The 25,289-nt window shown below is 62.4% G+C and carries 24 protein-coding genes; 10 read left to right on the forward strand and 14 right to left on the reverse strand.

The features are described from left to right. Positions 1–53 precede the first annotated feature (53 nt). Positions 54–962 (reverse strand): metallophosphoesterase, encoded by a 909-nt coding sequence (locus tag ACS4RS_RS13625; RefSeq protein ID WP_439011830.1) that lies wholly within the window; start codon positions 960–962, stop codon positions 54–56. Positions 963–1,032: 70 nt separating this feature from the next. Between ACS4RS_RS13625 and ACS4RS_RS13630 the strand changes: the two genes are divergently transcribed. Continuing rightward, positions 1,033–1,512 (forward strand): NUDIX domain-containing protein, encoded by a 480-nt coding sequence (locus ACS4RS_RS13630; RefSeq protein WP_439010555.1) that lies wholly within the window; start codon positions 1,033–1,035, stop codon positions 1,510–1,512. A gap of 14 nt (positions 1,513–1,526) precedes the next feature. Here ACS4RS_RS13630 and ACS4RS_RS13635 read toward each other — a convergent pair whose 3' ends face one another. Further along, positions 1,527–2,513, reverse strand: a complete 987-nt coding sequence (locus tag ACS4RS_RS13635; RefSeq protein WP_439010554.1) for a glutathione S-transferase C-terminal domain-containing protein — start codon at positions 2,511–2,513, stop codon at positions 1,527–1,529. 227 nt (positions 2,514–2,740) lie between these two features. Between ACS4RS_RS13635 and ACS4RS_RS13640 the strand changes: the two genes are divergently transcribed. Continuing rightward, positions 2,741–3,304 (forward strand): GNAT family N-acetyltransferase, encoded by a 564-nt coding sequence (locus ACS4RS_RS13640; protein ID WP_439010553.1) that lies wholly within the window; start codon positions 2,741–2,743, stop codon positions 3,302–3,304. On the opposite strand, the gene ACS4RS_RS13645 is transcribed toward ACS4RS_RS13640, so the two are convergent. Genes ACS4RS_RS13645 through ACS4RS_RS13665 form a run of 5 tightly spaced genes read right to left on the reverse strand, consistent with a single transcriptional unit; the run spans position 3,305 to position 10,551 of the window. Beyond that, complete coding sequence (locus tag ACS4RS_RS13645; protein WP_439010552.1) at positions 3,305–3,721, reverse strand: GNAT family N-acetyltransferase; 417 nt, start codon at positions 3,719–3,721, stop codon at positions 3,305–3,307. Between the two features lie 4 nt (positions 3,722–3,725). Further along, the gene (locus tag ACS4RS_RS13650; protein WP_439010551.1) at positions 3,726–5,795 is read right to left on the reverse strand and encodes a hypothetical protein; all 2,070 of its coding nucleotides are present in this window, start codon (positions 5,793–5,795) and stop codon (positions 3,726–3,728) included. Position 5,796: 1 nt separating this feature from the next. Continuing rightward, the gene (locus tag ACS4RS_RS13655; protein ID WP_439010550.1) at positions 5,797–8,610 is read right to left on the reverse strand and encodes a DUF4159 domain-containing protein; all 2,814 of its coding nucleotides are present in this window, start codon (positions 8,608–8,610) and stop codon (positions 5,797–5,799) included. After that, the gene (locus ACS4RS_RS13660) at positions 8,607–9,527 is read right to left on the reverse strand and encodes a DUF58 domain-containing protein (protein WP_439010549.1); all 921 of its coding nucleotides are present in this window, start codon (positions 9,525–9,527) and stop codon (positions 8,607–8,609) included. Before ACS4RS_RS13660 ends, ACS4RS_RS13655 begins: the two co-directional genes overlap by 4 nt. 13 nt (positions 9,528–9,540) lie before the next feature. Further along, a complete protein-coding gene (locus ACS4RS_RS13665) occupies positions 9,541–10,551 on the reverse strand; it encodes an AAA family ATPase (protein ID WP_439010548.1) in 1,011 nt (336 codons plus the stop codon). A gap of 158 nt (positions 10,552–10,709) precedes the next feature. On the opposite strand from ACS4RS_RS13665, the gene ACS4RS_RS13670 reads away from it, so the two are divergent. The 3 genes from ACS4RS_RS13670 to ACS4RS_RS13680 are packed head-to-tail and all read left to right on the forward strand — an operon-like array spanning position 10,710 to position 13,245. Then, positions 10,710–11,333 (forward strand): DUF1285 domain-containing protein, encoded by a 624-nt coding sequence (locus ACS4RS_RS13670; RefSeq protein ID WP_439010547.1) that lies wholly within the window; start codon positions 10,710–10,712, stop codon positions 11,331–11,333. Next, positions 11,330–11,980, forward strand: a complete 651-nt coding sequence (locus tag ACS4RS_RS13675) for a CoA pyrophosphatase (protein WP_439010546.1) — start codon at positions 11,330–11,332, stop codon at positions 11,978–11,980. Before ACS4RS_RS13670 ends, ACS4RS_RS13675 begins: the two co-directional genes overlap by 4 nt. Then, positions 11,977–13,245: a CCA tRNA nucleotidyltransferase gene (locus tag ACS4RS_RS13680; protein ID WP_439010545.1), complete on the forward strand. Its 1,269-nt coding sequence runs from the start codon at positions 11,977–11,979 to the stop codon at positions 13,243–13,245. Before ACS4RS_RS13675 ends, ACS4RS_RS13680 begins: the two co-directional genes overlap by 4 nt. On the opposite strand, the gene ACS4RS_RS13685 is transcribed toward ACS4RS_RS13680, so the two are convergent. From ACS4RS_RS13685 to hemF, 3 genes are all read right to left on the reverse strand, one after another. Next, complete coding sequence (locus ACS4RS_RS13685) at positions 13,246–13,431, reverse strand: DUF1059 domain-containing protein (protein ID WP_003565542.1); 186 nt, start codon at positions 13,429–13,431, stop codon at positions 13,246–13,248. Between the two features lie 114 nt (positions 13,432–13,545). After that, on the reverse strand, positions 13,546–13,815 hold the full coding sequence (locus tag ACS4RS_RS13690) for a hypothetical protein (protein ID WP_439010544.1): 270 nt from the start codon (positions 13,813–13,815) through the stop codon (positions 13,546–13,548). A 103-nt stretch (positions 13,816–13,918) separates the two neighbouring features. Then, positions 13,919–14,830 (reverse strand): oxygen-dependent coproporphyrinogen oxidase, encoded by a 912-nt coding sequence (hemF, locus tag ACS4RS_RS13695; protein ID WP_439010543.1) that lies wholly within the window; start codon positions 14,828–14,830, stop codon positions 13,919–13,921. Between the two features lie 178 nt (positions 14,831–15,008). Between hemF and ACS4RS_RS13700 the strand changes: the two genes are divergently transcribed. Then, positions 15,009–15,269, forward strand: a complete 261-nt coding sequence (locus ACS4RS_RS13700) for a hypothetical protein (protein WP_003593048.1) — start codon at positions 15,009–15,011, stop codon at positions 15,267–15,269. 3 nt (positions 15,270–15,272) lie between these two features. Here the strand turns inward: ACS4RS_RS13700 and ACS4RS_RS13705 are convergent, their stop codons facing one another. After that, positions 15,273–16,919 (reverse strand): sodium-dependent inorganic phosphate transporter, encoded by a 1,647-nt coding sequence (locus tag ACS4RS_RS13705; RefSeq protein ID WP_439010542.1) that lies wholly within the window; start codon positions 16,917–16,919, stop codon positions 15,273–15,275. A gap of 193 nt (positions 16,920–17,112) precedes the next feature. Then, a complete protein-coding gene (locus ACS4RS_RS13710; protein ID WP_439010541.1) occupies positions 17,113–17,574 on the reverse strand; it encodes a TrmH family RNA methyltransferase in 462 nt (153 codons plus the stop codon). Between the two features lie 384 nt (positions 17,575–17,958). Here ACS4RS_RS13710 and ACS4RS_RS13715 point away from each other — a divergent pair, with 384 nt between their 5' ends. After that, positions 17,959–19,815 carry an ATP-binding cassette domain-containing protein gene (locus ACS4RS_RS13715; protein WP_439010540.1) on the forward strand — a complete coding sequence of 619 codons (1,857 nt, stop codon included), beginning with the start codon at positions 17,959–17,961 and terminating at the stop codon, positions 19,813–19,815. Between the two features lie 106 nt (positions 19,816–19,921). Here the strand turns inward: ACS4RS_RS13715 and ACS4RS_RS13720 are convergent, their stop codons facing one another. Further along, positions 19,922–20,152, reverse strand: a complete 231-nt coding sequence (locus ACS4RS_RS13720) for a P-loop NTPase family protein (protein ID WP_003593055.1) — start codon at positions 20,150–20,152, stop codon at positions 19,922–19,924. Between the two features lie 162 nt (positions 20,153–20,314). Between ACS4RS_RS13720 and ACS4RS_RS13725 the strand changes: the two genes are divergently transcribed. Further along, positions 20,315–22,228, forward strand: coding sequence for an ATP-binding cassette domain-containing protein (locus tag ACS4RS_RS13725; RefSeq protein ID WP_439010539.1), 1,914 nt, complete (start codon positions 20,315–20,317; stop codon positions 22,226–22,228). Here the strand turns inward: ACS4RS_RS13725 and ACS4RS_RS13730 are convergent. Then, a complete protein-coding gene (locus tag ACS4RS_RS13730) occupies positions 22,184–23,116 on the reverse strand; it encodes an endonuclease/exonuclease/phosphatase family protein (protein WP_439010538.1) in 933 nt (310 codons plus the stop codon). The two genes, ACS4RS_RS13725 and ACS4RS_RS13730, sit on opposite strands and share 45 nt — an antisense overlap. 285 nt (positions 23,117–23,401) lie before the next feature. On the opposite strand from ACS4RS_RS13730, the gene petA reads away from it, so the two are divergent. Further along, positions 23,402–23,980, forward strand: a complete 579-nt coding sequence (petA, locus tag ACS4RS_RS13735; protein WP_082935677.1) for a ubiquinol-cytochrome c reductase iron-sulfur subunit — start codon at positions 23,402–23,404, stop codon at positions 23,978–23,980. Positions 23,981–23,994: 14 nt separating this feature from the next. After that, positions 23,995–25,275: a cytochrome b N-terminal domain-containing protein gene (locus ACS4RS_RS13740; protein WP_439010537.1), complete on the forward strand. Its 1,281-nt coding sequence runs from the start codon at positions 23,995–23,997 to the stop codon at positions 25,273–25,275. The last annotated feature ends 14 nt before the right edge of the window (positions 25,276–25,289 follow it).

The following is a 25,289-nucleotide window of genomic DNA, read 5'->3' on the forward strand; positions in this document are numbered from 1 at the left end:
GGCCTCCTCTCATATCGGTTCAAGTGCTGGAGGAAAGGAGTCCGGAGGCGGCGCTAACGCGCGAAAATATCTGCGCTTTCCGCCATCACGGCATCGCCGGACCGGTTGACGCTGAAGCGTTCGCCGCTGAGTTCCCAGGCGCCGGGAGAGCCGTCGATGGAGAAGAGGTTGTAGGCGGCCGGCGGCTTGATGCTGCCCGGTCCTTGCGAGGCGGAGGCGATGCCGACGACGGGCACCGGCTGCACCTGGCCGCGCAGCCAGTGGAGCGTGTTCAGGTGCGTATGCCCGTGCAGCACGAGCTCGGCGCCGCCGGTCGAAATCACCGCGGCGAAGCGGCGAATGCCGATCATGCGCTTGTAGAAGGTGGTGGCGCCGCGGATCGGCGGATGATGGATCATGACGACGCGGAAGAGACCGGCTTCGCCCGCCGCTCGCAGCATGTTGACGGTATCGCGGGCCTGGCGGGCGCCGAAAAAGCCGGAGGCGGCAAAGGGAGGGGTGGCGACAGCCGTCGAGCAGCCGACGATCGCTACTTTGCCGCGGATACGCAGATAGGGGAAGATATGGCGGTCTTCCTGCCATTGCGGCGGGGAGAGATCGCCGCGGACATACTCGTACCAGGCGCGCATCGACTTCTCGTAGGCGCCGGGCACATAGGCGTCGTGATTGCCGGGAACGACCGAGGTGTCGGCGGGATCGCCGAGCGCGCGCAGCCAGGCGGCGGCGGCGCGGATCTCGATACCGCTCGCCAGATTGACGAGGTCGCCGGTGACGGCCAGATGATCCGCCTCGTGGGCGCGGATGTCGTCGAGCAACAGATCCAGCGTGCTGCCGAAAAGGTGCTTGCGTCGATTTCGATGCCAGTTCACAAAGCCCGTTATGCGTTTTGAAAACAGCTCCTGGATGGAAAGACGGGGTAACGGCCCGAGGTGGACGTCGGAAATATGCGCGAGCTTGAACATGCTACGAGACATAGACCAGCTTATTGACAAATCAAACACATCCGGCGCGATGAAGGGCTGAAACGGAACGATGGTGGATAAAGAAAAGCGGCCCCTGCATATCAGAACGGCCCTGCGCCTTCTGCATGTCTATTTCTCCTTCGCCCGCGGCATGACGATGGGCGTCAGGGCCGCCTGCTTCGATGCGGAGGGGCGGATTTTTCTGGTGCGCCACAGCTATATCGGCGGCTGGCACATGCCGGGCGGCGGGCTGGAACGCAACGAGACGGTCGAAGAAGCGCTGGCCAAGGAATTGCGCGAAGAGGGCAACCTCAGGATCATCGGCAAACCGCAACTGGTCCAGGTCTATTTCAACACCACGAATACTCGCCGCGACCATGTCGTGTTCTACCGGGCGAATGTCGAGCAGACGGCGCCGCGCCCGCCCGACTGGGAGATCTCCGACAGCGGCTTCTTCCCGCTCGACAGCCTGCCCGAGGGTACGACCAAGGCGACGCATCGCCGCCTTGCCGAGCTTCGAGGCGAGCAGGAGCCCGACCACCGCTGGTGAGGGCTTCACATTTTTTAAGCCGCGGCAAGCTTCGCGCGCCCATGCGGGCTGTCGAGATCGAGCGCCGGGCCGACGGGAACGATGCCGGTCGGATTGATGGTCTTGTGGCTGCGGTAATAGTGCTGCTTGATGTGCGTCAGGTTCACCGTCTCGGCAATGCCCGGCGTCTGATAGAGATCTCTTAGGTAACCGGGCAGGTTGCGGTAATCGGCGATCCGGCGGATGTTGCATTTGAAATGGCCGACATAGACCGGGTCGAAGCGCACCAGCGTGGTGAACAGGCGCCAGTCGGCTTCGGTCTGACGGTTGCCGAGGAGATAGCGGCCCTTGGCCAGGCGTTCGTCGAGCATGTCGAGCGTTTCGAACAGCTTGCCGACATTTTCCTCATAGGCTTCCTGGGTGGTGGCAAAGCCCGCCTTGTAGACGCCGTTATTGACGGTGTCGTAGACAGTATCGTTCAGCGCGTCGATTTCGGCGCGGAGATCCTCGGGATAAAAATCGCTCTTCGAGCCGGTCAGCCCGTCGAAGGCGCTGTTGAACATGCGGATGATCTCGGCGGATTCGTTGCTGACGATCGTGCCGGTCTTTTTGTCCCACAGGACGGGAACGGTGACGCGGCCGGAATAATGCGGATCGGCTTTGATATAAATCTGCCAGAGCGTGGCTGAACCGAAGAGCTGGTCGCCGGTGGCGCCGTCGCCGACTTTGAATTCCCAGCCATTGTCGAGCATCAGCGGGTCGACGACCGATACCGAGATCAGCTCCTCCAGCTTCTTGAGCTTGCGGAAGATCAGCGTGCGGTGCGCCCAGGGGCAGGCAAGCGAGACATAGAGATGATAACGCCCGGCCTCGGCCTTGAAGCCGCCGCTGCCGGAGGGGCCTGCCTCACCGTCCGATGTCACCCAATTGCGGAACTGCGAGGGCTGCCGTTTGAACTGGCCCTTGCTCTCCTTCGTGTCGTACCAGACATCATGCCAGACGCCGTCCACCAGCATTCCCATGATCTTCATTTCCTTTGGTTGCGTGTCGAGACCGAAGTTAGCTGAGATAGCGGGGCTTTGCAGGCGGTAAAGGTTGAACAGTGTGCCACGCCGTTTTGGCGCTGCATAATTTCCAGTGCTGTCATGTGCATTTTGCGTTGGACGGCGGAAATTTTTCCTGCTATCGGCCTTTCACGATTTTAGGATGCCTGCCTGATGTTCATTTCCAGAAACCCGCGACGACGCTGATGCTCCCGAACGCCCAAGGCGTGTTCGAGACCCATCAATCTGTCCATCCGGTTTCTGTCATCATGTACAAGCACGATTTCGTCTACCTCACCGAAGACGCGTCTCATGACGCCGCCATCGAACATATCAACGAAGAAGCTTTCGGTCCGGGCCGCTTCACGCGGGCGGCAGCGCGCATCCGCGAGCAGGGGCCGCATGATCTGTCGCTCTCCTTCATCTGCACCGATAATGGCGAGACGATCGCTTCCGTGCGCATGACGCCGGTGCTGGCCGGCACGGTGAAGGGCCATCTTCTCGGCCCGCTCGCCGTCCGCCCCTCCCATAAGAACCAGGGCATCGGCCGTGAACTGGTGCGGATCGCGGTGGAGGCGGCAAGACGCAAGGGCTCGGAAGCCGTGATCCTCGTCGGTGATCCGCCCTATTACGGCCCGCTCGGCTTCCAGAAGGTTGCCTATAATGCGCTTTCTTTTCCAGGCCCCGTCGATCCCGGCCGCGTGCTCGTCGTTCCGATCGCCGAGGATGCACACGAGCGGCTGAAGGGCATCATCGCCTGGCACGGATGATCAGAGGTTTTTCCGCAGAAAGCTCCGTGTCCGGCCTTCCGGGAAATCCTCGAGCTCGCCGAAGACTTGATAGCCCTGGCGCAGATAGGCATTGAGAGCCTGCGGGCTGAACGTATCGATCCAGGCGCCGTGGCAGCCCCGGGCTTTTGCCTCTTCTTCGGCTTTTGCGAGAATCTTGCCGGCGAGGCCGGTGCCGCGCAACGTGTCGGGAATATAGAGCATCTGGGTGAAGAGCCAGCCCCAGGCGGTAAAACCCGACAGGCCGCCGGTCACCTTGCCGTCGGTATCGTGGATGAGAACGGCAAGCGGCCGGCGATCGGAGGGACCGACATCACCGGCGTTGAAGGCGGAGAGCGCATCGGTGATCGCCGCCAATTCCTCCAGCGAGGGTGATGCGGTCAGCTCGAATTCCGGCATCAGATTACCGCCCCTCGCGCCACCACATGGTTCCGAAGGCAAGCAGGAGGATGCCGACGCCGGCAAAACCGGCAAAGAGCGGCAGCGTGTTGATGCCCTTCAAGACCGTCTCGCTGGTCATGCGGATCATCATGCGATCGTTGTCGGCGACGCGGACCTGGCCGCGCACCGGCAGGATCGGCGGCACGGAAATCCTGCCGTTTTCGTTGGCGACGCGGGTGACGAGGCCCTTGCTTCTCTCGGCGACCGGCTTCAGCACATCGGTCGTCGAGATCATCGCCTTGAATTCCGGTGCGTCGACGGCGCCGATATGGACGAGCGTCGACAGCTTGCCGTTGCGGATTTCGAAGAGGCCGATTTCGTCCATCCGCTTCTCGGCCTTGTAGAGCCCCGGTTCGGCTTGGGTGAGCGGCAGGATTTCGGTCTTGCCGGAAGGGTAACGCACGGTGGCGTTTCCCGGATTGTCGCCGATCGTCTGGCGCGTAACTTCAAGCGTCCGACCGGAGGCGCGCGCCGTCAGCGCTTCTTCCTCGAGCGCCGGTTCCTTCATCAGCCAATGGGCGATACGGCGATAGAGCGAAACGTTGGGGCCGCCGCCTTCGAAGCCGCGCGCCCAGAGCCAGCCCTGATCGGAAAGCAGCATAGCGACGCGGCCCTGGCCGGCGCGGTTCAGCACCAGCAGCGGGTGGTTGTCGGCGCCGAGCATGATCGTCTCGCCCTGCGGCCGGTCGACATCGACGCTGCGGAACCAGCGGCCCCAATGCGGCGGATCCTCACCCGAGCCGTCCAGGCCGCGGGTGACGGGATGTTTGCGGCCTTCCTCGGAGAGGCGGGGATAGAAGGCCCTCTCGGTTATCTCCCCGGTGGGCGTTGCCGGCAAGATCGTGGAAAGCGGCGTCGTTGCAATGGAATCGGGGCCGGCATGTTCGGGACCGGCGGCGATCAGCAGCGCGCCGCCGTTTTCGACATATTGCGAGATGTAATCGTAGTAGAGCAGCGGCAGCACGCCGCGATGCTGGTAGCGGTCGAAGATGATCAGGTCGAAATCCTTGATCTTGTCGACGAAGAGTTCACGCGTCGGAAAGGCGATCAGCGACAGTTCGTTGATCGGCGTGCCGTCCTGCTTTTCCGGCGGACGCAGGATGGTGAAATGGACGAGATCGACCGAGGCGTCGGATTTCAGCAGGTTGCGCCAGGCGCGCTCGCCGGCATGCGGCTCGCCGGACACGAGAAGCACGCGGAGATTCTGGCGGATGCCGTCGATGACGTGGACGGCGCGGTTGTTGGCGGCGGTGACTTCGCCGGGAAGCTCGGCGACGGAAAATTCGAGCACATTGCTGCCGCCGCCCGGCACCTTGAAGGAGAAGGGCGTATCCTGGCCGGGTGTCGCCTGCAGGGTGGCGATCTCGTCACCGTTCAGCTTCACCGTGACATTGGCCGTGCCGCCCGGGCTCGGGCCGTCGTCGAAGACGCGCAAGATCACCTGCTGCTCCTCGTTGACGATGCCGAAGCGCGGCCCCTTGATGACTTCGATGCGGCGATCGAATTCGTTGGCCTTGCCGGTGATGAGGCCATGGATCGGCGCGTCGAAACCGAGCGCCTGGTTGGCGGCCGGAACATCGTGAACTTCACCATCGGTCAGCATGATGGCGCCGCCGATGCGGGCGGGCGGAACATCGGCGATGTTGGCCGACAGCGCGTCGAACAGGCGCGTCGACGGCACGTCGGAATTGACGTCGCCTTCGACATCGACGAAGCGGGGCTCGATCTGCGGGAAGCGGGCGAGCTGTCCCCTCAGGGCGGCAAGCGCATCATCGGTCATCTTGACGCGATCGGGCGTCTGCTGGCTCTGGCTTCGGTCGACGAGAACCGGGACGATCGTCGACAGTTGATCCCGATCCTCCTGCAGCAGCACCGGATTGGCAAGGGCGGTCAACATGGCGAGTGCCGCCAGCGTTCTGATCCAGGCGCCGCGAATGCCGCGCCAGATCGCGAAGGCGGCGATGATGACGCTGACTGCGGCCAGCGCGGCCAGAATTGGCCAAGGCAGGAAGGGCGAAAAGTCGAAGGTCATCTCACTGTCCTAACCGTTCGAGTAGGTCGGGAACATGGACCTGGTCGGTCTTGTAGTTGCCGGTCAGCATGTACATCATGATGTTGACACCGGCACGGTAGGCATATTCGCGCTGCGCTTCATCGGACGGCACGGTCGGCAGCATCGGCACGCCGTTGTCGTCGATTGCCCAGGCCCCGGCGAAATCATTGCCTGTGATCAGGATCGGCGAAACGCCGTCGGCCGTCGCAGCCGATTTTTCGGTCGCTTCGCGGCCGCCCTGCCGGGCCTCGATCCAAAGCGGGCTGCCGGTGTAACGGCCGGGAAAGCTCGACAGGAGATAGAAGGATTTCGTCAGCACATGATCTGACGGCACCGGTTCCAGCGGCGGAATGTCGAGATTGGCGAGGATTTCCTGCAGCCTCTGGCCGTTGGCGCTGATATTGCCGCCATTGTCCAGGGCGCTGATCTGATCGCGTGTATCGAAAAGCACGGTGCCGCCATTGCGCATATAGGCGTCGATGCGGCTGATCGCCGCCGACGTCGGCATCGGCGCCGTTGCCGAAACCGGCCAGTAGATGATCGGATAGAAGGCAAGCTCGTCTTTGGTGAGGTCGATGCCGACGGGTGGTGCCGGCTCCAGCGTCGTGCGGAACGTCAGGAACTGGGTAAGGCCCTCGAGGCCGCGCTCGGATATATCGTCCACGTCCCGTTCCCCGGTGACGACATAGGCGAGATGCGTATTGTCGAGCCTCTGGAGAATGAGGTCGTCGCCGGGCTGGGAGTCGTCGGCGTGAAGCATGCCTGGTTGCATGAGAAAGCCGGCACTAAGTGCAATGGCGATCATCGCCGCTGTGCGGGCAGCCGGGCGCAATCGTGAGAACGCGCCGTTCATGAAGAGGACGACCAGGCTGTCGACCAGCAGCAGCAGAAAGGCTGCGAGAAAAAGCGCGGGCTTTGCCGACCAGCTTTCGCCGCCGATCAGGCCTTCGCGCACGGCATTGGTGCCGGCTGTATCGAGCGGCGTCAGTTCGGCGTCCTCAGGCAATACGTTCAGGGAGGTGAAACCGTCTTCCGAACCGTAGAGCCCAGGTGGGTTGTCGAAATTCGCTGTCGGCTCGGCTCCGGCCTGTGGAATGAGGGGTCGCGCCGCCCCCGTCTCTGAGACGAGCGTGCCCTTGGCCGTCAGCATCCGGAATGGCGGCAGGGTTTCGGAGACACGCGCGTTGCCGCGCGCCTCCGATGTGACACCGCCTGAGCGCGATATCTGCAGGAGGTGACGCAGCATGTCGACGAAAGTGCCTGAGATCGGCAGGTCGGACCAGGTCGCTTCCGCAGTGACATGAAACAGGACGATCTGCCCGGATGCGAGCTGCTTCATCGTCACCAGCGGCGTGCCGTCCGCCAGGCTCGCCCAGGTGCGTTCGCCAAGATCGGGCGTCGGTTCGGCAAGCACTTGGCGCTTGACGACGACATCGGCGGGACGCGCTATGCCGGCGAAAGGCCCGAAACTCGGAAATTCGGCGAGCGACTGCGGCTCGCTCCAGGACAATGTGCCACCTAGCGCCCGCTCTCCCTGGCGCAGGATAACCGGGATCAGCGGATCGTCCGCAGGGGCTGCGGCCATGCGCGGACCGGCGAACCGCAGCAGCATGCCGCCGTTCGATATCCAGCGTGTCAGCGGTTCGTAGGTTTCTTCAGGCAGGCGGCCGATATCGGCCATAATGATGATGGAGGGATTGCTGGCGAGAAGTTTCGGTATGGCGACCGAAAGGTCGGAATCGCTGGGCTGGATCAGATCCGCATAGGGCTGCAGCGCCCGCTGGATATAATAGAGCGGCGACAGCAGCGGCTGGAACTCATCTCCTCCTTCCCCTGACAGCAAGACGACGCGGCGGCGCTTGAATGCGTCGTCGAGAAGGTGGACGGCGCCGGCCGTTGCGCCGTTATCGACGCTGACGCGGGCGAAATCGTTGCGCATTTCGAAGGGGGCGGTGATCGAACTCGTCGCCACGCTCTGGCCGGGACGGAAATCCACCCTGCCGTTGGCAATCGAGCGCCCCTGGGTATCGACAGCGTTCAGCGCCACGGATGCGGCACGCGAACTGTTGAGCCGTGTGACCTTGACGGTCATGGCATCGGCCGCATTGTTGGCCGCGGTGATGGCGACCGTCCGCTCGGCATCGCCCTCGATCAGGCGGAGATCGGCGGGCTGGAGTTCTGCGAGCCTTTGCACCGTCGCGTCGTCGGCCTTGGCGGCGGCTCCGTCGGTCAGGAAGGCGAGGGTGCCAGGCTTGACGCCGCTCAATGCGGCGCGCAGCGCCTGGAAGGCGCGCTCGCGGTCCGGCACCAGCGGTCGCGGCTCGGCGGCGCGCAGCTTGTCGCGGGCGGCAGCGGCGGTACCTGGAACGGCGTCATTGGTCGGATCGGCGGTGAAGGCGATCGACACGGGTGTGCCGGCGGATTGCGCGTCGTCTATCAACGCGTCGGCCGTCTGGATGCGGCGCTCCCAGTCTGGGGCCGCCGCCCAGCTGTTGTCGACGAAGAGGACGAGCGGGCCACCGGATGCAAGCGAACTGGTGCGCGGATTGAACACCGGATCGGCGATCGCAAGAATGACGGTGGCGGCGAGCAGCATGCGCAGCAGCGTCAGCCACCACGGGCTTTGCGCCGGCGTCTCCTCGCGCTTCAAGACGGAAGCAAGGATCTTCAGCGGCGGGAAGACCTCCGTCTTCGGGCGCGGCGGCGTCAGCCGCAGCAGCCACCAGATGACCGGCAGGGCGACGAGGGCGCCGAGAATGGCGGGAAAGGCGAAAGCGAAGGGAAGGGCGTTCACAGCTGCCCTCCATGCGTCGCCTTGGCCGGCATGCCGGACAGGTACATGTGCACCGCGACCAGCGCCTCCGAGGCGAGATGATCGGTGCGGTGCGTCGCAAAGGTCCAGCCGAGATGGCGCAACGACTGGCCGAGGCTGTCCCTGCGGGCGAGGTAGGCGTTGCGATAGGCCTCGCGGATGTGTTCGGCGCGTCCGGATATAAGCTTGGCGCCGCTCTCCGGATCGATGAATTCGGTGCGGCCGCTATAGGGGAATATTTCCTCGGCGGGATCCGATATTTCGACCACATGGCCGCGCAGGCCGCGACGGGCAAGCGGGCCAAGGCGTTCCATGATCGCCGGCGCGTCATCGAGGAAATCGCCGATGAGGACGAGGTCGCTCCAGCCGCGGATCATCGCCGTTTCCGGCAGGCCGCCGGTCAGCCGCGTGTGCATGAGCGCGGCCGCAAGGCGCTCAGCGGCATTGCGGGTGGAGGCGGGTTCCATGATGCCGGGGCAGCCGATGCGCTCGCCGGAGCGGGCGAGGATTTCGGCCAGCGCCAGCATGACGACCAGCGCGCGGCTCTCCTTGGAAACGCTGCCATAACTCGACTTGTACATCATCGAGGGCGACATGTCGCACCAGAGCCAAATCGTGTGGGCTGCCTCCCATTCGCGCTCGCGCACATAGGTATGGTCGTCGCGGGCGGAGCGGCGCCAATCGATGCGCGACAGGCTTTCGCCGTCGGCATAGGGACGGAACTGCCAGAAATTTTCGCCGATGCCGCGTTTGCGACGACCATGCCAGCCGGCGATCACCGTGTTGGCGATGCGCTTGGCTTCCACCAGGCAGTCCGGCACCAGGGCGGCCCGCTGCCTGGCGCGGGAAAGGGCATCGCTGCCTGACGTCGGATTGACGATCTGTCCGATAGATGCCACGCGTCCGGCTTCCTTATCCCTTTGCCTGCTTGACCAGTCCGGCGATGACATCGCGCACCGACATGCCTTCGGCGCGGGCGGCGAAAGTCAGCGCCATACGGTGCTGGAGGATGGGTTCGGCCAGCGCAAAAATATCGTCGAGCGAGGGCGCCAGGCGGCCTTCGTAGAGTGCCCGGGCACGCGCGCAGAGCATCATCGCCTGGCCGGCGCGAGGGCCCGGACCCCAGGCGACGTTCTTGTCGGTCGAGGCATTGCCCTGGCCGGGGCGGGCGGACCGCACGAGCGCCAGGATGGCGTCGACGACCGTGTCGCTCACCGGCATCTGACGCACCAGCGTCTGGATCTCGATCAGCCGTTGCGCGTCGATGGCGGCTGCCGGCCGGGTTTCACCCAGACCTGTCGTCTCGAGCAGGATCTGGCGTTCGGCGGCGAGCTCGGGATAATTGACGTCGACCTGCAGCAGGAAACGGTCGAGCTGGGCTTCGGGCAGGGGATAGGTGCCTTCCTGCTCGAGCGGGTTCTGGGTGGCGAGCACATGGAAGGGCGCCGGCAGGTCATAACGCTGGCCGGCGATAGTGATGTGATATTCCTGCATGGCCTGCAGAAGTGCTGACTGGGTCCGCGGCGAGGCGCGGTTGATCTCGTCGGCCATTAGCAGCTGGGCGAAGACAGGGCCCTTGACGAAGCGGAAAGAGCGGCGTCCACTGTCGTCCTGATCCATCACCTCCGAGCCGAGAATATCCGAGGGCATCAGGTCGGGCGTGAACTGGATGCGGTTGGCGGCGAGGCCGAGGACTTCGCCAAGCGTCGTCACCAGTCTGGTCTTGGCAAGGCCGGGAACGCCGACAAGCAGGGCATGACCGCCTGAGAGCACGGCGAGAATCGTGTTCTCGACGACGCTTTCCTGACCGAAGATCACCTTCGAAACCTCTCCGCGGATGGCGGCGATATCGGAGAGCGCCTTTTCGGCGGCGGCGACGATCGCCTTTTCATCGAGGCTGGCTTCGGTCTTCATCATACCCATGGGCATCTCCAACGGCTGAAATCATTCGGCAGCGAATCGGCGGACTTATACATGTGCCTCATACCCGATAGAGTTATGGAGATGTGACGGGCTGACAAGTTCGTTGCGAATGACTATCTCGTGACATCACTTCGTTAAGGACAAACCGGGACGGAAGAATGGCAGCCGAGGAAATCAGCGGAAAGGCGGATGCGGCAGGACTTGCCGCCATGATCTCGCGCGCGTCTGACGAAAGCGGCGGAAAAAAACGTGGCTTACCACCGGTCGAGCGGTGGAATCCGCCTTTCTGCGGCGATATCGATATGGAGATCAGAGCCGACGGCACCTGGTTCTACATGGGCACGCCGATCGGCCGGCCGGCGCTGGTGCGGCTGTTTTCGACGGTTTTGCGCAAGGATGAGGATGAGAAGACCTATCTTGTAACTCCTGTGGAAAAGGTCGGGATCAGGGTCGCCGACGCTCCGTTCATTGCCGTGGAGATGAGTGTGACAGAGCGGGAGGGTAAACAGGTGCTGACATTGCGCACCAATGTCGGCGAGGTCGTGGAGGCGGGAGGAGAGCATCGGCTGCGCTTTGCCATTGCGGACGGCAACGCCGAACTGAAACCCTATCTGCATGTGCGCGGGCGGCTGGAGGCGCTGGTGTCGCGTGCGGTGATGTATGAACTGGTCGCTCTTGGCGAGATCCTCGACGTGCAGGGACGGGCGATGTTTGCGATCCGCTCCGCCGGCGAGGTTTTTCCTGTCATGCCGGCCGACGAACTGGATGCTCTTTGCCGATGAATGATGCGATCACCCAGCGTTATCCGCTGTTCTCCGCAGCCGAATTCCGCCGCCGCGCCCTCAACCAGAATGGCGGGCCGGTCGACCATGCCTGGCGTGATCACGGCGACCATGTCCTCAATCCCGATATCGTCGCCGAGGTCGAGACCTTCAAACTGCGCGACGCCGCCGTGCTCGTACCCGTCGTCGATGCCGGTGACGAGGCGCATGTAATCTTTACCAAGCGCACGGCGACGCTGCGCAAACATTCCGGGCAGATCGCCTTTCCCGGCGGCTCGATCGATCCCGCCGATATCTCGCCGGAAATGGCGGCGATCCGCGAGACGGAGGAGGAGATCGGTCTTTCCGGTTCCTTCGTCGAGACCGTCGGGCGGCTGCCGAATTATCTTGCCTCGACCGGCTTCCGCATCACACCGGTGCTCGGCGTCGTCTCGCCGGGCTTCGCGCTGACGCTAAACCCGGCCGAGGTGGCCGACGTGTTCGAGGTGCCGCTTTCCTTCCTGATGGACCCTGCCAACCACGCCCGCGACAGGCGCGTCATCGACGGCATCGACCGGCATTTCTACCGGATGCCCTATGAAACCAGAATGATCTGGGGCATCACCGCCGGCATCGTCCGCACGCTTTACGAAAGGCTTTATGCATGACCGGTGTTGCCGACCAAGCATGGTTCCGTGACCCGGCGCTCGGCCGGATCCTGGAACTTCTCAACGCCGATGGCAGGGCCGAGGGTGGCGGGGAGGCGCGGGTGGTCGGCGGCGCGGTGCGCAACAGCCTGATGAACCTGCCGGTCAGCGATATTGACATCGCGACCACGCTCAGGCCCGAGGCAGTGATGGAGAAGGCGGCTGCGGCCGGCATCAAGGCGGTGCCGACGGGCCTGCAGCACGGCACGGTGACGCTCGTCATCGACGGCAAGCCTTTCGAAGTGACGACGCTCCGCACCGACGTCGAGACCGACGGCCGCCACGCCAAGGTTGCCTTCAGCACCGATTGGAAGGCGGATGCCGAACGGCGGGATCTGACCATCAATGCGCTTTATGCCGATGCCAAGGGCGACGTGGTGGACTTGGTCGGCGGGCTTGCCGATATCGAGAGCCGCAACATCCGCTTCATCGGTGACGCGGCAAAGCGTATTGCCGAAGATCATCTGCGCATCCTGCGCTTCTTCCGCTTCTTTGCCTATTACGGCTCCGGACGGCCGGATGCAGAGGGGCTGAAGGCGTGTTCGGCGGCGCGTGCGAAGCTGAAGACGCTGTCGGCGGAGCGGGTCTGGTCGGAGCTGCGCAAGCTGCTCGGTGCTGCCGATCCTGGCCGGGCGCTGCTCTGGATGCGGCAGGTGGCGGTGCTGACGGAAATCCTGCCGGAATCGGAACGATGGGGGATCGATGCGATCCCTTCGCTGGTCGCCACCGAAAAGGCGCTAGGCTGGACGCCCGATCCGCTGCTGCGGCTTGCGGCGATCGTCCCGCCCGATGCGGCGCGGCTGGAGGCGCTGGCAGCCCGGCTCAAGCTTGCGTACGCGGAAGCGGCTTTCCTCAAGGCCTGGGCAATGGCAGCACTTGTTAATGACGACATGTCGTCGGCCGCTTTCGAACGGCTGCTTTACCGCAACGGTCCCGACGGCATCACGACGCGGCTGAAGTTGGCGCTTGGCGTTGCGCGCGGCAAGGCTGAAGGGAGTTTCGACGAAATGGCGCGCTCGGCGCGGCTGTCCAAGCTCCTGGATCAGGCCGCGAACTGGAAGAAGCCGCAATTTCCGCTGAACGGCGGCGATGTGATGTCTATGGGAATTCCGTCCGGCCCGCGTGTCGGTGAGCTGCTTGCCGGCTTGGAAAACCAGTGGGTAGAGGAAAATTTCGTTTCCGACCGGGCGGCGCTGCTCGCCCGGCTGCAGGAACGGGTGCAATAATCAGGCTGCGTTGACCTCGTCTCGGATGCGAGCCTTGATATTATCCACCATGTTCTCGCGGATCGTGGTTTCGCCGTGAGCGTTTTTCAGGTGCTCGACGGCGCGGCGGACCACCTCCGCGTCGCTATCCGCCCGTGTATGCCAGGCGCAGCCCGGGACGAGAGTGCCGCATTCGAAAAGTCGCATGGTCTTCTCCTCTGTTTAAAACACGAAGACGATCGCGATCTGACGCGATTTATGAATGTGCGGGGGGGGGGAAGGTTCCGGCCGGCATCGATATGCCGGCCAGTAAAGGCCGTTTCAGTCGGGCATCGCCCAGGCTTTGTAGGTATCTGAGAGATGGCCGGGCAAGTTGCTGTTGGCGGCCGCTGCTTCGTTCTGCAGCTGTTCGGGCGACTTTCCGCCGGCCAGTTGCAGCTTGACCTGCTCGATGAAGCAGGACAGCGGCAGATCCGAACCGCTCTTGGCCCGCAGTTTCTCGGCGATGCGTGTCAGAAACTCGGATGTGTCGATTGTGCGGGATGTTTCCCGGACATCCGTGGACGCAGGCGAACCACTTTGTATCGTCATGACAATCCTCCTCCGATTGTTACGCACATACATATAAAGTTAGGACGCGCTTAATTTTCGTGAAGGTCAATCAACTCGAATTTATCGACGAGTTATCACAGTCTCATGGCCAGCGCACGACAGGGGGCAAGGACGAAAGAATGGATTCAACGTTGCCGCCGGTCTTCAGGCCGAAGATCGTGCCACGATCATACAGCAGATTGAATTCGACGTAGCGGCCCCGGCGGATCAATTGTTCGTCGCGATCGGCCTCTGTCCACAAATTATTGAAGTTGGATCGGACGATCTTCGGATAGACCATGGAAAAGGCCCGGCCGACATCGCGGGTGAAGGCGAAATCGGCGTCCCAGCCGCCGGCATCCTCGCTCGAATGCAGCCAGTCATAGAAAATGCCGCCAATGCCGCGGGCTTCGTTGCGGTGCTTCAAGAAGAAATAGTCGTCGCACCAGGCCTTGTAGGCATCGTAATCGGCGACGGCATGATTGCGGCAGGCGATCTCCATCGCCTTGTGGAAGAGTTGGCTATCCTCGTCCTCCTGGGTGCGGCGGCGCGACAGCACTGGCGTCAGGTCGGCGCCACCGCCGAACCAGCGGCTGGTGGTGACCACCATGCGGGTGTTCATATGCACGGCCGGGACGTTGGGGTTGACGGGATGGGCGATCAGCGAAATGCCCGAGGCCCAGAAACGCGGATCGTCCTTGGCGCCGGGTATCTGCGCCCGGAAGTCCGGGGAGAATTCGCCATGCACGGTGGAGGTATGCACGCCGACCTTCTCGAAGACCCGGCCTTCCATCATCGACATGCGGCCACCGCCGCCGGCGCCGTTTTCGCGTGACCAGTCCTTGGCGACGAAACGGCCGGGCTCCTGATCGGACAGCGGGCCTTCCAACTCGTCTTCGAGGGCTTCAAAGGAGGCGCAGATCGTATCGCGCAGTCCTTCGAACCAGTTGCGGGCGGCGGCCTTCTTCTCTTCGATATCGTCAGGCAAGCCGATCGGCAGTTCCGGTCTTTCCATGTCGCGCCTCCGGCGGTCGGCATCTTCATAGGAAGCGACTCGCTCATTCTCGATTACCCGCCCCGTTTAGCAGGTGGCGCCGCATCTCGCCAAGCCGAGGCAGCACGCCCAAGCGCTTCCAAGATCTGACTCGCAAATCCCGAATTTCGATACTACCTTTTTGGAAGAGGTAGGTTTGATGAAAAAAGTTCCAGGGCCTCCGTCTTTCGACGGCCTGAAGCGCAGGATAGCAAGACATCGGGCGGAAACGTCCTCCCGCCGGAAAGACCATTTCGTGCGTGAGACATATTGCCTCGGCCTGATCGACGCACGCGCCAAGGCGCGCGAATGGTTCGACGAATATCCCAAAGCCGCCTACTGGACAGAGGTGGAGAGCTGGCGTCAGCTCGACGGCGACCAGATCGAATTCACCATGCGCCGTCTGCCTTCGGCCGATTAAGCGTCACTCCGCCGCAGATCGCACGCGGCTTTCGATCAGCAGGCCGCTCTCATCCATGATCGGATGCGCCACCGAGACGATGTGGGCATTGATGCGCTTCAGGTCGCGCAGCATGTCGAGATGCAGCGAACTCGTCTGCAGGCTGTCGGCGCGGCCGTCGCGCAGACGTTCGAGATGGCGCTCGGCCGACTGCTTCTCCATCCGCCGCACCTCGACCTTTACCTCCATCATCTGCCGCGCCAGATTGAAATCGCGGGTGACGAAGATCGTCTGGGCGACGCGCAGATTGTCGATCGTCAGATCGAACAGCTTGCGCAGTTCCTGATGGCCGTCGTCGGAAAATTTCAGGCCGAGCGAGATCTTCTTCGCCACCTGCTCCCGCAGGCCCTTCTCGATGATGTCGCCCATATGTTCGAGATTGATCGCATAATCGATGACGACGATCGAGCGACGGGCGTTTTCGTCGCTGAGACCCTCGCGGCCGAGCTTCGAGAGATAGATCTTCACTGCCTGCTGCAACCGGTCGACGCGCTCTTCGAGCGTCGGGATTTCGGCAAGTTTGCCGGCATCATTCTGTTCGAAGGCTTCTGAGACCCTGACCAGCATGCGCTCGATGAGGTCGCCGACGCCGAGCACCTCGCGGGTGGCGCTCGTCAGGGCAATGACCGGTGTCGATAGCTCCTGCGCATCAAGATATTTCGGCGCGTTGTCAGGCTCGGCCTTATCCGGCACCAGCCGGGTCATCAGGGTGGCGAGCGGCCGGGAGAATGGCCAGGCGAGGGCCGCGAGCAAGAGGTTGAAGGCGAGATGGGCGTCGACCGGCAGCTTGGCCGGGCCGAAGGGCAGCATCTGGATGAGTTCGGCGCCATAGCCCGCGAGCGGCAGGGCGATGAAGCAGCCGAGTGTGCGGACGGCGAGATTGCCGAGAGTGACGCGACGCGCCGAAACCGGGCCGGACAATGTCGCGATGACAGGCGGGATCGCACCGCCGAGGTTGGCGCCGAGAACGAGCACGATGACGAGTTCAGCCGAGACCAGGCCTGCCGAGGCGAGCGACAGGATAAGCACCACCACCGCCAGGCTCGACGAGGAGAGGAAGGCGAGGGCCGCCGAGAAGAGCAGCGCCACGGGCAGCGCGCCGTCCAGCAGGCCAATGAAGGCGGCGAGAGCGGGGGAGGCGCGCATCGGTTCCGTCGCGAGGCTGAGCAGATGCAGCGACAACAGCATCAGACCGATGCCGATCAGCGCCGCTCCGCCGCCCTGGCGGGCGCTGGAACGGCCGCGGTAAAGCACGATGCCGACCAGGATCAGAAGCGGAGAGAGCCATTCGATGCCGGTGGCGACAATCCACGCGGTAATCGCAGTGCCGACATTGGCGCCGAGCAGGACGATCTGCGCCATGCGCGGCCTGATCAGATCGCGCTCGACGAAGGATGCGGTCATCAGCGCCGTCGCCGTGGAACTCTGCAGCGCGATGGTCGCGACGAGACCGGACAGGAATGAACGGAAACCGCCACGCGTGCCGGTCGCCAACCCTGTTCTCAGCCGTGCACCGAAAGCCCTGGACACACCGTCCTTTACCTGCGCAAGGCCGAACAGCAGCAAGGCCACTGCACCGAACAGGTTGATCATGATGATTGTGGAATCCATTTTCTTGTTTTTATTCTTCCTTCCAAAGAGGCGAAGCTAACGAGATTGGGACTGTTGCAACCGATTGGAATCGCAGGAGCTATGCGAGTTTTTTGATTGCCCGGCTAATAAATATACGCCGCTTTGGCGGATTGGCAACGTGGTTTTGCGACATATTCGGAACTGATCGGTGGTCGCGTCAAGCTGACAGCGATTATGCCCAAACCGTCTGGCGCATCGCTTCGCCGACGATCATCGCGGCAGAGACGGCGACGTTGATGGAGCGCTGGCCCTCGACCATCGGGATCAGGATGCGGGCATCGGCGCTCGCATGCACATGATCCGGCACGCCGGCACTTTCTCGCCCGAAAAGCAGGATGTCATCCGAACGGAAGACCCGATCGGTATAGCGATCAGCAGCCTTAGTCGAGGCGAGGATCAGGCGGCGGCCGGTCGTGGCGCGCCACGCCTCAAAGCGGTCCCAGTTGACATGGCGGGTCAGCGCAGCGGCGGCGATATAATCCATGCCGGATCGTCTCAGGTTGCGATCGGAAACGTCGAAGCCGGCGGGCTCGATCAGATCGACCGCAAAGCCGAGGCAGGCGGCAAGACGCAGGATCGTGCCGGTATTGCCGGGAATATCCGGCTGGTAGAGTGCCAATCTGAGGTCCGTCATCACACGCTGCTTTTTTCGTTAGAACGCGTGAGACCTAAAGCAACTCCCATTTCGCCGCAACAGGGCGCGGTTTGGCCGAGAAGCGTTCAATCTACGCCATTATAGGGCTGGAAATTTCGCGATTTTCGCGTTATCCATGCACATGTTCAATCGCCAGCAGGGAGGGCCGTCATGAATATTTTGCTCGATATGCGCTTTCCCGCCGTGATGCCGATTAGGGCGACATGGCGCCGCTAGTGCGCTTTTCTTCCTGAAACCCCTTTTTGATCCATTGTGCGGCTGCTTCAGCCTCGCCCCTTGAACATTCGGTTCCCATATGTGCTTGCGTGGCGCCGGGATGGCGCGAAGCCGGGAGCCGAACCGCTGACGTTTCGGAGCAATTTCATGTTTGGCTGGTTCGAACAGCGACTCAATCCCTTTCCGAGCGAGGAACCGGTCGCTCCGCCGAAGGGTCTGTTTGCCTTTTGCTGGCACTACAGCAAGCCGGCAGCGCCCTGGCTCTGCCTGATGGCCGTGCTGACGGCGCTGATCGCCGTCGGCGAAGTGGCGCTCTTCCAGTTCCTCGGTGATATCGTCGACTGGCTGACGAATGCCGACCGCGCCACCTTCCTGCAGACGGAAGGCCACAAGCTTTTCTGGATGGCGGCGCTGGTGCTGATCGGCCTGCCTCTGACGGCCGGCCTCGATTCCCTCATCATGCACCAGATGCTGCTCGGCAATTATCCGATGAGCGCCCGCTGGCAGATGCATCGCTTCCTACTGCGCCATAGCATGACGTTCTTCGCCAACGAATTTGCCGGGCGTGTGGCGACCAAGGTGATGCAGACCTCGCTCGCCGTTCGCGAGACGGTGATGAAGATCCTCGACGTGTTCGTCTATGTCGTGACGTACTTCCTGACGATGATTATCGTCATCGCGGCTGCCGATTGGCGGCTGATGATCCCGATCCTCGTCTGGCTCTCCGTCTATATCGGCATCGTCTCCTATTTCGTGCCTCGGCTTCGCAAGATCGCTGCGGCGCAGGCGGATGCGCGCTCGATGATGACGGGGCGCGTGGTCGACAGCTATACGAATATCGCGACGGTCAAGCTGTTTTCACATGCCGGCCGCGAGGAGGTCTATGCCAAGGAAGGCATGGACGAGTTCCTGCAGACCGTGCACAAGCAGATGCGCAAGGTGACGCTGTTCCACATCAGCGTCTACCTGAACAACTGCGTTGCGCTCTTCGTCGTCTCGGGCATGTCGATCTGGTTCTGGCTGAACGGGGCGATCTCGGTCGGCGCGATCGCCATCGCCATCGGTCTTGCCATGCGCGTCAACGGCATGTCGCAATGGATCATGTGGGAAGTGTCGGCGCTGTTCGAGAATATCGGCACGGTCTATGACGGCATGGAAATGATGAGCAAACAGCACGACATCGTCGACAAGCCGGACGCCCCCTCTATGACCGCAAAGAAAGGCGCGATCCACTACGACCGCATCCGCTTCCACTATGGCAAGAGCAAGGGTGTCATCGACAACCTGTCGCTCGACATCAAGGCGGGCGAGAAGGTCGGTCTCGTCGGGCGCTCCGGCGCCGGCAAGACGACGCTGATGAACCTGCTGCTGCGCTTCTACGATCTGGAGGGCGGCCGCATCACCATCGACGGGCAGGACATTGCCGGCGTCTCGCAGGAAAGCCTGCGCTCGCTGATCGGCGTGGTGACGCAGGACACCTCGCTGCTGCATCGCTCGATCCGCGACAACATCGCCTATGGCCGGCCGGAGGCCTCGGATGCCGAGATCATCGAGGCTGCCAAGCGTGCCAATGCCTGGGAGTTCGTCGAAGGGCTCGTCGACATGCAGGGCCGCCAAGGGCTAGACGCGCAGGTCGGCGAACGCGGCGTCAAGCTCTCCGGCGGTCAGCGGCAGCGCATCGCGATCGCCCGCGTCTTCCTGAAGGACGCGCCGATCCTGGTGCTCGACGAGGCAACCTCGGCGCTCGATTCGGAAGTCGAGGCGGCGATCCAGGAAAACCTTTTCGCCCTGATGGAGGGCAAGACGGTGATCGCGATCGCCCACCGGCTGTCGACGCTGACGGAGATGGACCGGCTGATCGTGCTCGACAAGGGCCGGATCATCGAGGCCGGCTCGCACAGCGAACTGATCGAGAGCGGCGGCATCTACGCCGACCTCTGGAACCGCCAGTCCGGCGGCTTCCTCTCCGATCACGCCGAGGAAGCGGAAGTGGCGGCGGAATGATAAAAGGCCCTCCCGGCGGGAAGCGGGGAGGGCCTTTATTCCTATCCTGGCTTTACATTGTGCCTGCCAGCGGTGCTGAGGACTGCAAGCGGCCGCGCCTGACTATTCACAGACTGTCGGCCCAGTCGATCACGCGATCATGTTCGACGAGGATGATGGTATTGGCGGCGGCGAGCGTGCGCAGCGTGGCGATGCGGCGGCGCTCCTCCTGGTCGAGCCAGGCGGTAACGGCCTCGGTGACGATTTCGTCGCGCGGCAATGCCAGGTCGAGCGCCAGGGCATCGAGCCTTTCCGCGAGCGGAAGCGGAATATGCGCATCGAGCATTTTCGTTTCCATGGACCTTCTCTCCGGTGAAGCGCGATCGTATCGTCAGATTGTGACCGGTTCGGGGGTAATCAATGGTGATGCCGCCGATGTTATCGATCATTACCAAAATATAACGTTGAGTCCGCTTTTCATTCCCTTTGCCGCTCCTCCCAATCCGCCTATATCGCTTCCATGTTCCTGCGCCCCATCCTTCGCCTGTTCGAAACCTGGATCGATCCGTTCCGCCCGCGCGCCAATCTTCAGCCGCCGGGCTCGACGCTCGGATTCATCCGGTTCTATATCGGCCAGGCGAAGATGCCCTTCGTCGCCATGCTCGTTCTCGGCGGGACATCGGCGGCAATCGAGGCGGCACTTTTCTGGTTCGTCGGCCGGTTGGTCGATATCCTCGGCAGTATCACGCCCGGCGCCGGCTGGAGCGGTCTTCTGGCTGCCCACGGCAGCGAGCTGTTCGGCATGCTCGCTCTCATCGGGCTCGTGCGTTTCGTCGTCGCCTTCCTGATCGCGCTCGTCGATCAGCAGGTGATCACGCCGGGCTTTTATAATCTAGCACGTTGGCAATCCTATCTCCATGTCTCGAGGCAGTCTTTATCGTTCTTCCAGAGCGATTTCTCCGGGCGCATCGTTACCAAGGTCTGGTCGGCCGGGCAGGCGACCGGGGATCTCGTCACCTCGCTGATGGAAAGCGTCTGGTTCGTCGGCATTTATGCCGTGACGACGCTCGTGCTCGTTGCCCGGCTGGACTTTTCCCTCGCCGCCGTCGTGCTGTTCTGGCTTGGCGCCTTCAGCCTGCTTGCCCGCCACTTCGTTCCGAGGATCCGCCAACATTCCCGCGAAACGGCGGAGGCCGGATCGATGCTGAACGGGCGAATGGTCGATTCCTACAGCAACATGCAGACGCTGAAGCTGTTTGCCCGCGACGAGGAAAGCGACCGCTACATGCGGCAGGGCTTCGATATCTATCAGGATACGGTGCTGCGCTTCACCCGCTTCATCACGGGCGTCAGGGCCTCCATGGCGCTGCTCTCCGGTCTGATGATCGTGACGATGGCGGGGCTGAGCGTCGATCTCTGGCTGCGCGGCATGGTGAGTTCCGGAGCCGTGGCCTTCTCGCTGGCGCTGGTGCTCAGGCTGAATTTCCTGCTCGGGCGGCTGATGACGCAGTTCAACGGCATCATGCGCAATCTCGGCACCATCCAGAACGCCGCCGAACTGATATCCCAGCCTCTGGGGCTGGTCGATCGGCCGGATGCGAAGAGGCTGGTGATCCGGCAGCCCGGCATCCGCTTCGACAATGTTTCCTTCCGCTACGGCAAGGGTCACCTGCCGGTCGTCGAGAATTTCTCCCTGACGATCCATCCCGGCGAAAAGGTCGGGATCGTCGGCCGTTCGGGCGCGGGAAAATCGACGCTGATGAACCTGCTGCTGCGCCTCTACGACATTCAGGACGGCCGCATTCTTATCGACGGCCAGGATATTGCAGCCGTGACGCAGGAATCGCTCAGAATGCAGATCGGCGTCGTCAGCCAGGACACCTCGTTGCTGCATCGTTCGGTGCGCGACAATATCCTGTTCGGGCGGCCGGATGCCGGTGAGGAGCGGTTGGTCGAGGCGGCCGGGCGCGCCGAAGCCATCGACTTCATCGAGCGCCTGCAGGATCAGCAGGGGCGCAGAGGTTTCGATGCGCATGTCGGCGAACGCGGCGTCAAACTGTCAGGCGGCCAGCGGCAGCGCATCGCCATTGCCCGCGTCATGCTGAAGGACGCGCCGATCCTCGTCCTCGACGAAGCGACGTCGGCGCTCGATTCGGAAGTGGAGGAAGCGATCCAGTCCAATCTCCATAGGATCATGGAGGGCAAGACCGTGCTTGCGATCGCCCATCGGCTATCGACGATTGCAGCACTCGACCGGCTGATTGTCGTCGATCTCGGCCGCATCATCGAGGAGGGCAGCCATGATCAGCTGCTTCGCCGCGGCGGGCTCTATGCCGAGCTCTGGGCGCGCCAGTCCGGCGGCTTCCTCGCGGCGGACGAGGATGCGGTCTCAAGGATCGACGGCGAATTCCGCCATGAGGCCAAAATGATTTGAACCGAAGCTGTTCGCGATGCGGCGGACCGACTTCAGCCGCAGAGGCGCCCGGCTGAAAACGTGATCGATCGGAATGCCGAAGGCGCCTGCCGCAATCGGCCAGGTCGCCGGTTCCAGCGAGACTGTGCCCAGCTCTTGGCTGCGCATCAGATACTGCACGTCGGGCGCCAGAATCGACGTGTTGAAATCGCCGGCAAGGACAAGCGGTCCCGGCAGGGACGGAATAATTTCCGCGAGATCTTCGATTTCCAGGCCGTGGAATTCGTCGTAATAGGGCTTGGTCAGGTGCGCGGCGAGGAAATTGACCTTTTGGCCGTCGAAATCGATCGTCGAGATCGTCAGCCGGTTGCGCCAAAGCAGTCCGAGATTGCGGATGCGGGGTTCGATGAGCGGGCGCTTCGACAGCACCAGCGTATCGCATTCCTGCATGCCGACACCGCAGCCGATGTAATAGGGGTAAGTCTTCAGGAGCCGAGGCAGTTCCGACAGCAGCGGCTCGGCCTCCAGGATGCTGACGACGTCGGCGCCTGAGGCGATCACCATGTCGGCGATATCGGCGCCGTTGGCGAAATTATCATTCTCAATATTGAAGGACATCAGCTTGAAGAGGGCCGGACGGCTTTGATCGACGGCCGGCTCGACGAACTCGCGCATCATCACGACGCCGTGGACGGCAAGGACCACGGATACGCCGAGCGTCAGCAGCGCATACCAGTGCCGTTTGACGAGAAGGGCCGCCATGGAGGCGGCTGCCGCGGCAACCGCCAAGTGGACCTGGAAGCTGTAAAAGAAGGAAAGCAGATAGAAATCGGTGACATACCGCAGCGAGACGATGGCGAGGACGAGGGTGGTGAGAACGCTGAATACGCAAAAAATCGTGTCTCTCATCCGCTCCGGTCCGGCTCGCTGGCTTGGCTGCGACTGCGCCTATCACGGTGGCGTTTTTGTTGCAATGCAACATAAGGGCAAGCTCGTGTTTGCCTTAAAAAATTCATCGGAAATTCCCGCGACATTGTGCCCTCGTCCCCTTGCCAAGGCTGGACATAATTTGCGATCAAGCTTAGAACGCGCCGGATTGCCGGGGAATCTATGGCCGAATTGTGTCCAGATCGATTCGCCGGCAGAGGGGGCAGGGCGGAATTCCGCAATAATTGCGCAGAGGATGATTAGGCCGTGAGCGAACACGTAACGACAAGCGAGGCTTCGACAGAGCCTACTCGCCGTGATTTCCTTTATCTCACCACTGGTATGGCGGGCGCTGTCGGCGCTGTCGCGGTTGCCTGGCCGTTCGTCGACCAGATGCGACCGGATGCGTCGACGCTGGCACTGGCCTCCATCGAAGTCGATGTTGCGAGCCTCGAGCCCGGCATGTCACTGACGGTTAAGTGGCGCGGCAAGCCGATCTTCATTCGCAACCGTACGCCTGAAGAAGTGAAGGCGGCCGCCGATGTTCCGCTGGCGGATCTCAAGGATCCGGTCGCCCGCAATGCCAACCTGCCGCCAGAGGCTCAGGCAACGGGTGTTGATCGTTCAGGCGGCAAGGACAAGGAAAACTGGATTGTCATGATCGGCACCTGCACCCATCTCGGCTGCGTGCCGCTCGGCCAGGCCGGCGAATATAATGGTTGGTTCTGTCCCTGCCATGGTTCGGTCTACGATACGGCCGGCCGCATCCGTAAGGGTCCTGCGCCGCAGAATCTGGCGATTCCGACCTTTTCATTTATATCCGATACCAAAATCAAGATCGGTTGAGGGGAGACTGATTAATGAGTGGCCATTCCAGCTACGAGCCATCAACCGGCCTTGAGAAATGGGTCGATGCGCGCCTGCCTTTGCCGCGCATGGTCTATGACAGCTTCATTGCATATCCGGTTCCCAGAAACCTGAACTATGCCTATACCTTCGGTGCCATGCTTTCCGTCATGCTGATCGTACAGATCCTGACGGGCGTCGTGCTCGCCATGCACTATGCCGCCGACACGACGATCGCTTTCAACTCGGTTGAAAAGATCATGCGCGACGTCAACCATGGCTGGCTGCTGCGCTATATGCATGCCAACGGCGCCTCCTTCTTCTTCGTCGCCGTCTACCTGCACATCGCCCGCGGCCTCTATTACGGTTCCTACAAGGCGCCGCGCGAAATCCTCTGGATCCTCGGCGTGGTCATCTACCTCCTGATGATGGCGACCGGCTTCATGGGATATGTTCTGCCCTGGGGCCAGATGTCCTTCTGGGGTGCGACCGTCATCACCGGCTTCTTCTCGGCCTTCCCGCTGGTCGGCGAATGGATCCAGCAATTCCTGCTTGGCGGCTTCGCCGTCGATCAGCCGACGCTGAACCGTTTCTTCTCGCTGCACTACCTGCTGCCCTTCATGATCGCCGGCGTCGTCGTTCTGCACATCTGGGCGCTGCACGTCACCGGCCAGACGAACCCGACCGGCATCGAAGTCAAGACGAAGACAGACACTGTGCGCTTCACGCCTTATGCGACAATGAAGGATGCGCTTGGCGTCTCCGTCTTCCTGCTGGTCTATGCCTATTTCGTCTTCTACCTGCCGAACTTCCTCGGCCATGCCGACAACTACATCCCGGCAGACCCGTTGAAGACGCCGGCCCACATCGTTCCGGAGTGGTACTTCCTGCCGTTCTACGCGATGCTGCGCTCGATCACCTTCAGCGTCGGCCCGATCGACTCCAAGCTCGGCGGCGTGCTGGTGATGTTCGGCGCGATCATCGTGCTGTTCTTCCTGCCCTGGCTCGACACCTCCAAGGTCCGCTCGGCCGTCTACCGTCCCTGGTACAAGCTGTTCTTCTGGCTGTTCGTGATCAATGCGATCATCCTCGGCTGGCTCGGCTCGCAACCGGCGGAAGGCCTGTTCACGACGATTTCACAGATCTGCACGCTACTCTACTTTGCTTTCTTCCTGGTCGCGATGCCAGTACTCGGCCTGGTGGAAACACCGCGCCGCATCCCGAACTCGATCACCGAAGCGGTGCTCGAAAAGCGCAACAAGACAGTTGCTGCCAATGCAGCGGCCAATGCGTAAGCGCGCGGCGGAAG

Origin of the sequence: Rhizobium sp. F40D2, assembly GCF_051810745.2 — a bacterium.
GTDB lineage: Bacteria > Pseudomonadota > Alphaproteobacteria > Rhizobiales > Rhizobiaceae > Rhizobium.

Coding starts and splice junctions, on each gene's coding strand:
- ACS4RS_RS13625 (WP_439011830.1), bottom strand. CDS start 962: ATGTTCAAGCTCGCGCATATTTCCGACGTCCACCTCGGGCCGTTACCC.
- ACS4RS_RS13630 (WP_439010555.1), top strand. CDS start 1,033: ATGGTGGATAAAGAAAAGCGGCCCCTGCATATCAGAACGGCCCTGCGC.
- ACS4RS_RS13635 (WP_439010554.1), bottom strand. CDS start 2,513: ATGGGAATGCTGGTGGACGGCGTCTGGCATGATGTCTGGTACGACACG.
- ACS4RS_RS13640 (WP_439010553.1), top strand. CDS start 2,741: ATGCTCCCGAACGCCCAAGGCGTGTTCGAGACCCATCAATCTGTCCAT.
- ACS4RS_RS13645 (WP_439010552.1), bottom strand. CDS start 3,721: ATGCCGGAATTCGAGCTGACCGCATCACCCTCGCTGGAGGAATTGGCG.
- ACS4RS_RS13650 (WP_439010551.1), bottom strand. CDS start 5,795: ATGACCTTCGACTTTTCGCCCTTCCTGCCTTGGCCAATTCTGGCCGCG.
- ACS4RS_RS13665 (WP_439010548.1), bottom strand. CDS start 10,551: ATGGGTATGATGAAGACCGAAGCCAGCCTCGATGAAAAGGCGATCGTC.
- ACS4RS_RS13670 (WP_439010547.1), top strand. CDS start 10,710: ATGGCAGCCGAGGAAATCAGCGGAAAGGCGGATGCGGCAGGACTTGCC.
- ACS4RS_RS13675 (WP_439010546.1), top strand. CDS start 11,330: ATGAATGATGCGATCACCCAGCGTTATCCGCTGTTCTCCGCAGCCGAA.
- ACS4RS_RS13680 (WP_439010545.1), top strand. CDS start 11,977: ATGACCGGTGTTGCCGACCAAGCATGGTTCCGTGACCCGGCGCTCGGC.
- ACS4RS_RS13685 (WP_003565542.1), bottom strand. CDS start 13,431: ATGCGACTTTTCGAATGCGGCACTCTCGTCCCGGGCTGCGCCTGGCAT.
- ACS4RS_RS13690 (WP_439010544.1), bottom strand. CDS start 13,815: ATGACGATACAAAGTGGTTCGCCTGCGTCCACGGATGTCCGGGAAACA.
- hemF (WP_439010543.1), bottom strand. CDS start 14,830: ATGGAAAGACCGGAACTGCCGATCGGCTTGCCTGACGATATCGAAGAG.
- ACS4RS_RS13700 (WP_003593048.1), top strand. CDS start 15,009: ATGAAAAAAGTTCCAGGGCCTCCGTCTTTCGACGGCCTGAAGCGCAGG.
- ACS4RS_RS13705 (WP_439010542.1), bottom strand. CDS start 16,919: ATGGATTCCACAATCATCATGATCAACCTGTTCGGTGCAGTGGCCTTG.
- ACS4RS_RS13710 (WP_439010541.1), bottom strand. CDS start 17,574: ATGACGGACCTCAGATTGGCACTCTACCAGCCGGATATTCCCGGCAAT.
- ACS4RS_RS13715 (WP_439010540.1), top strand. CDS start 17,959: ATGTTTGGCTGGTTCGAACAGCGACTCAATCCCTTTCCGAGCGAGGAA.
- ACS4RS_RS13720 (WP_003593055.1), bottom strand. CDS start 20,152: ATGGAAACGAAAATGCTCGATGCGCATATTCCGCTTCCGCTCGCGGAA.
- ACS4RS_RS13725 (WP_439010539.1), top strand. CDS start 20,315: ATGTTCCTGCGCCCCATCCTTCGCCTGTTCGAAACCTGGATCGATCCG.
- ACS4RS_RS13730 (WP_439010538.1), bottom strand. CDS start 23,116: ATGAGAGACACGATTTTTTGCGTATTCAGCGTTCTCACCACCCTCGTC.
- ACS4RS_RS13740 (WP_439010537.1), top strand. CDS start 23,995: ATGAGTGGCCATTCCAGCTACGAGCCATCAACCGGCCTTGAGAAATGG.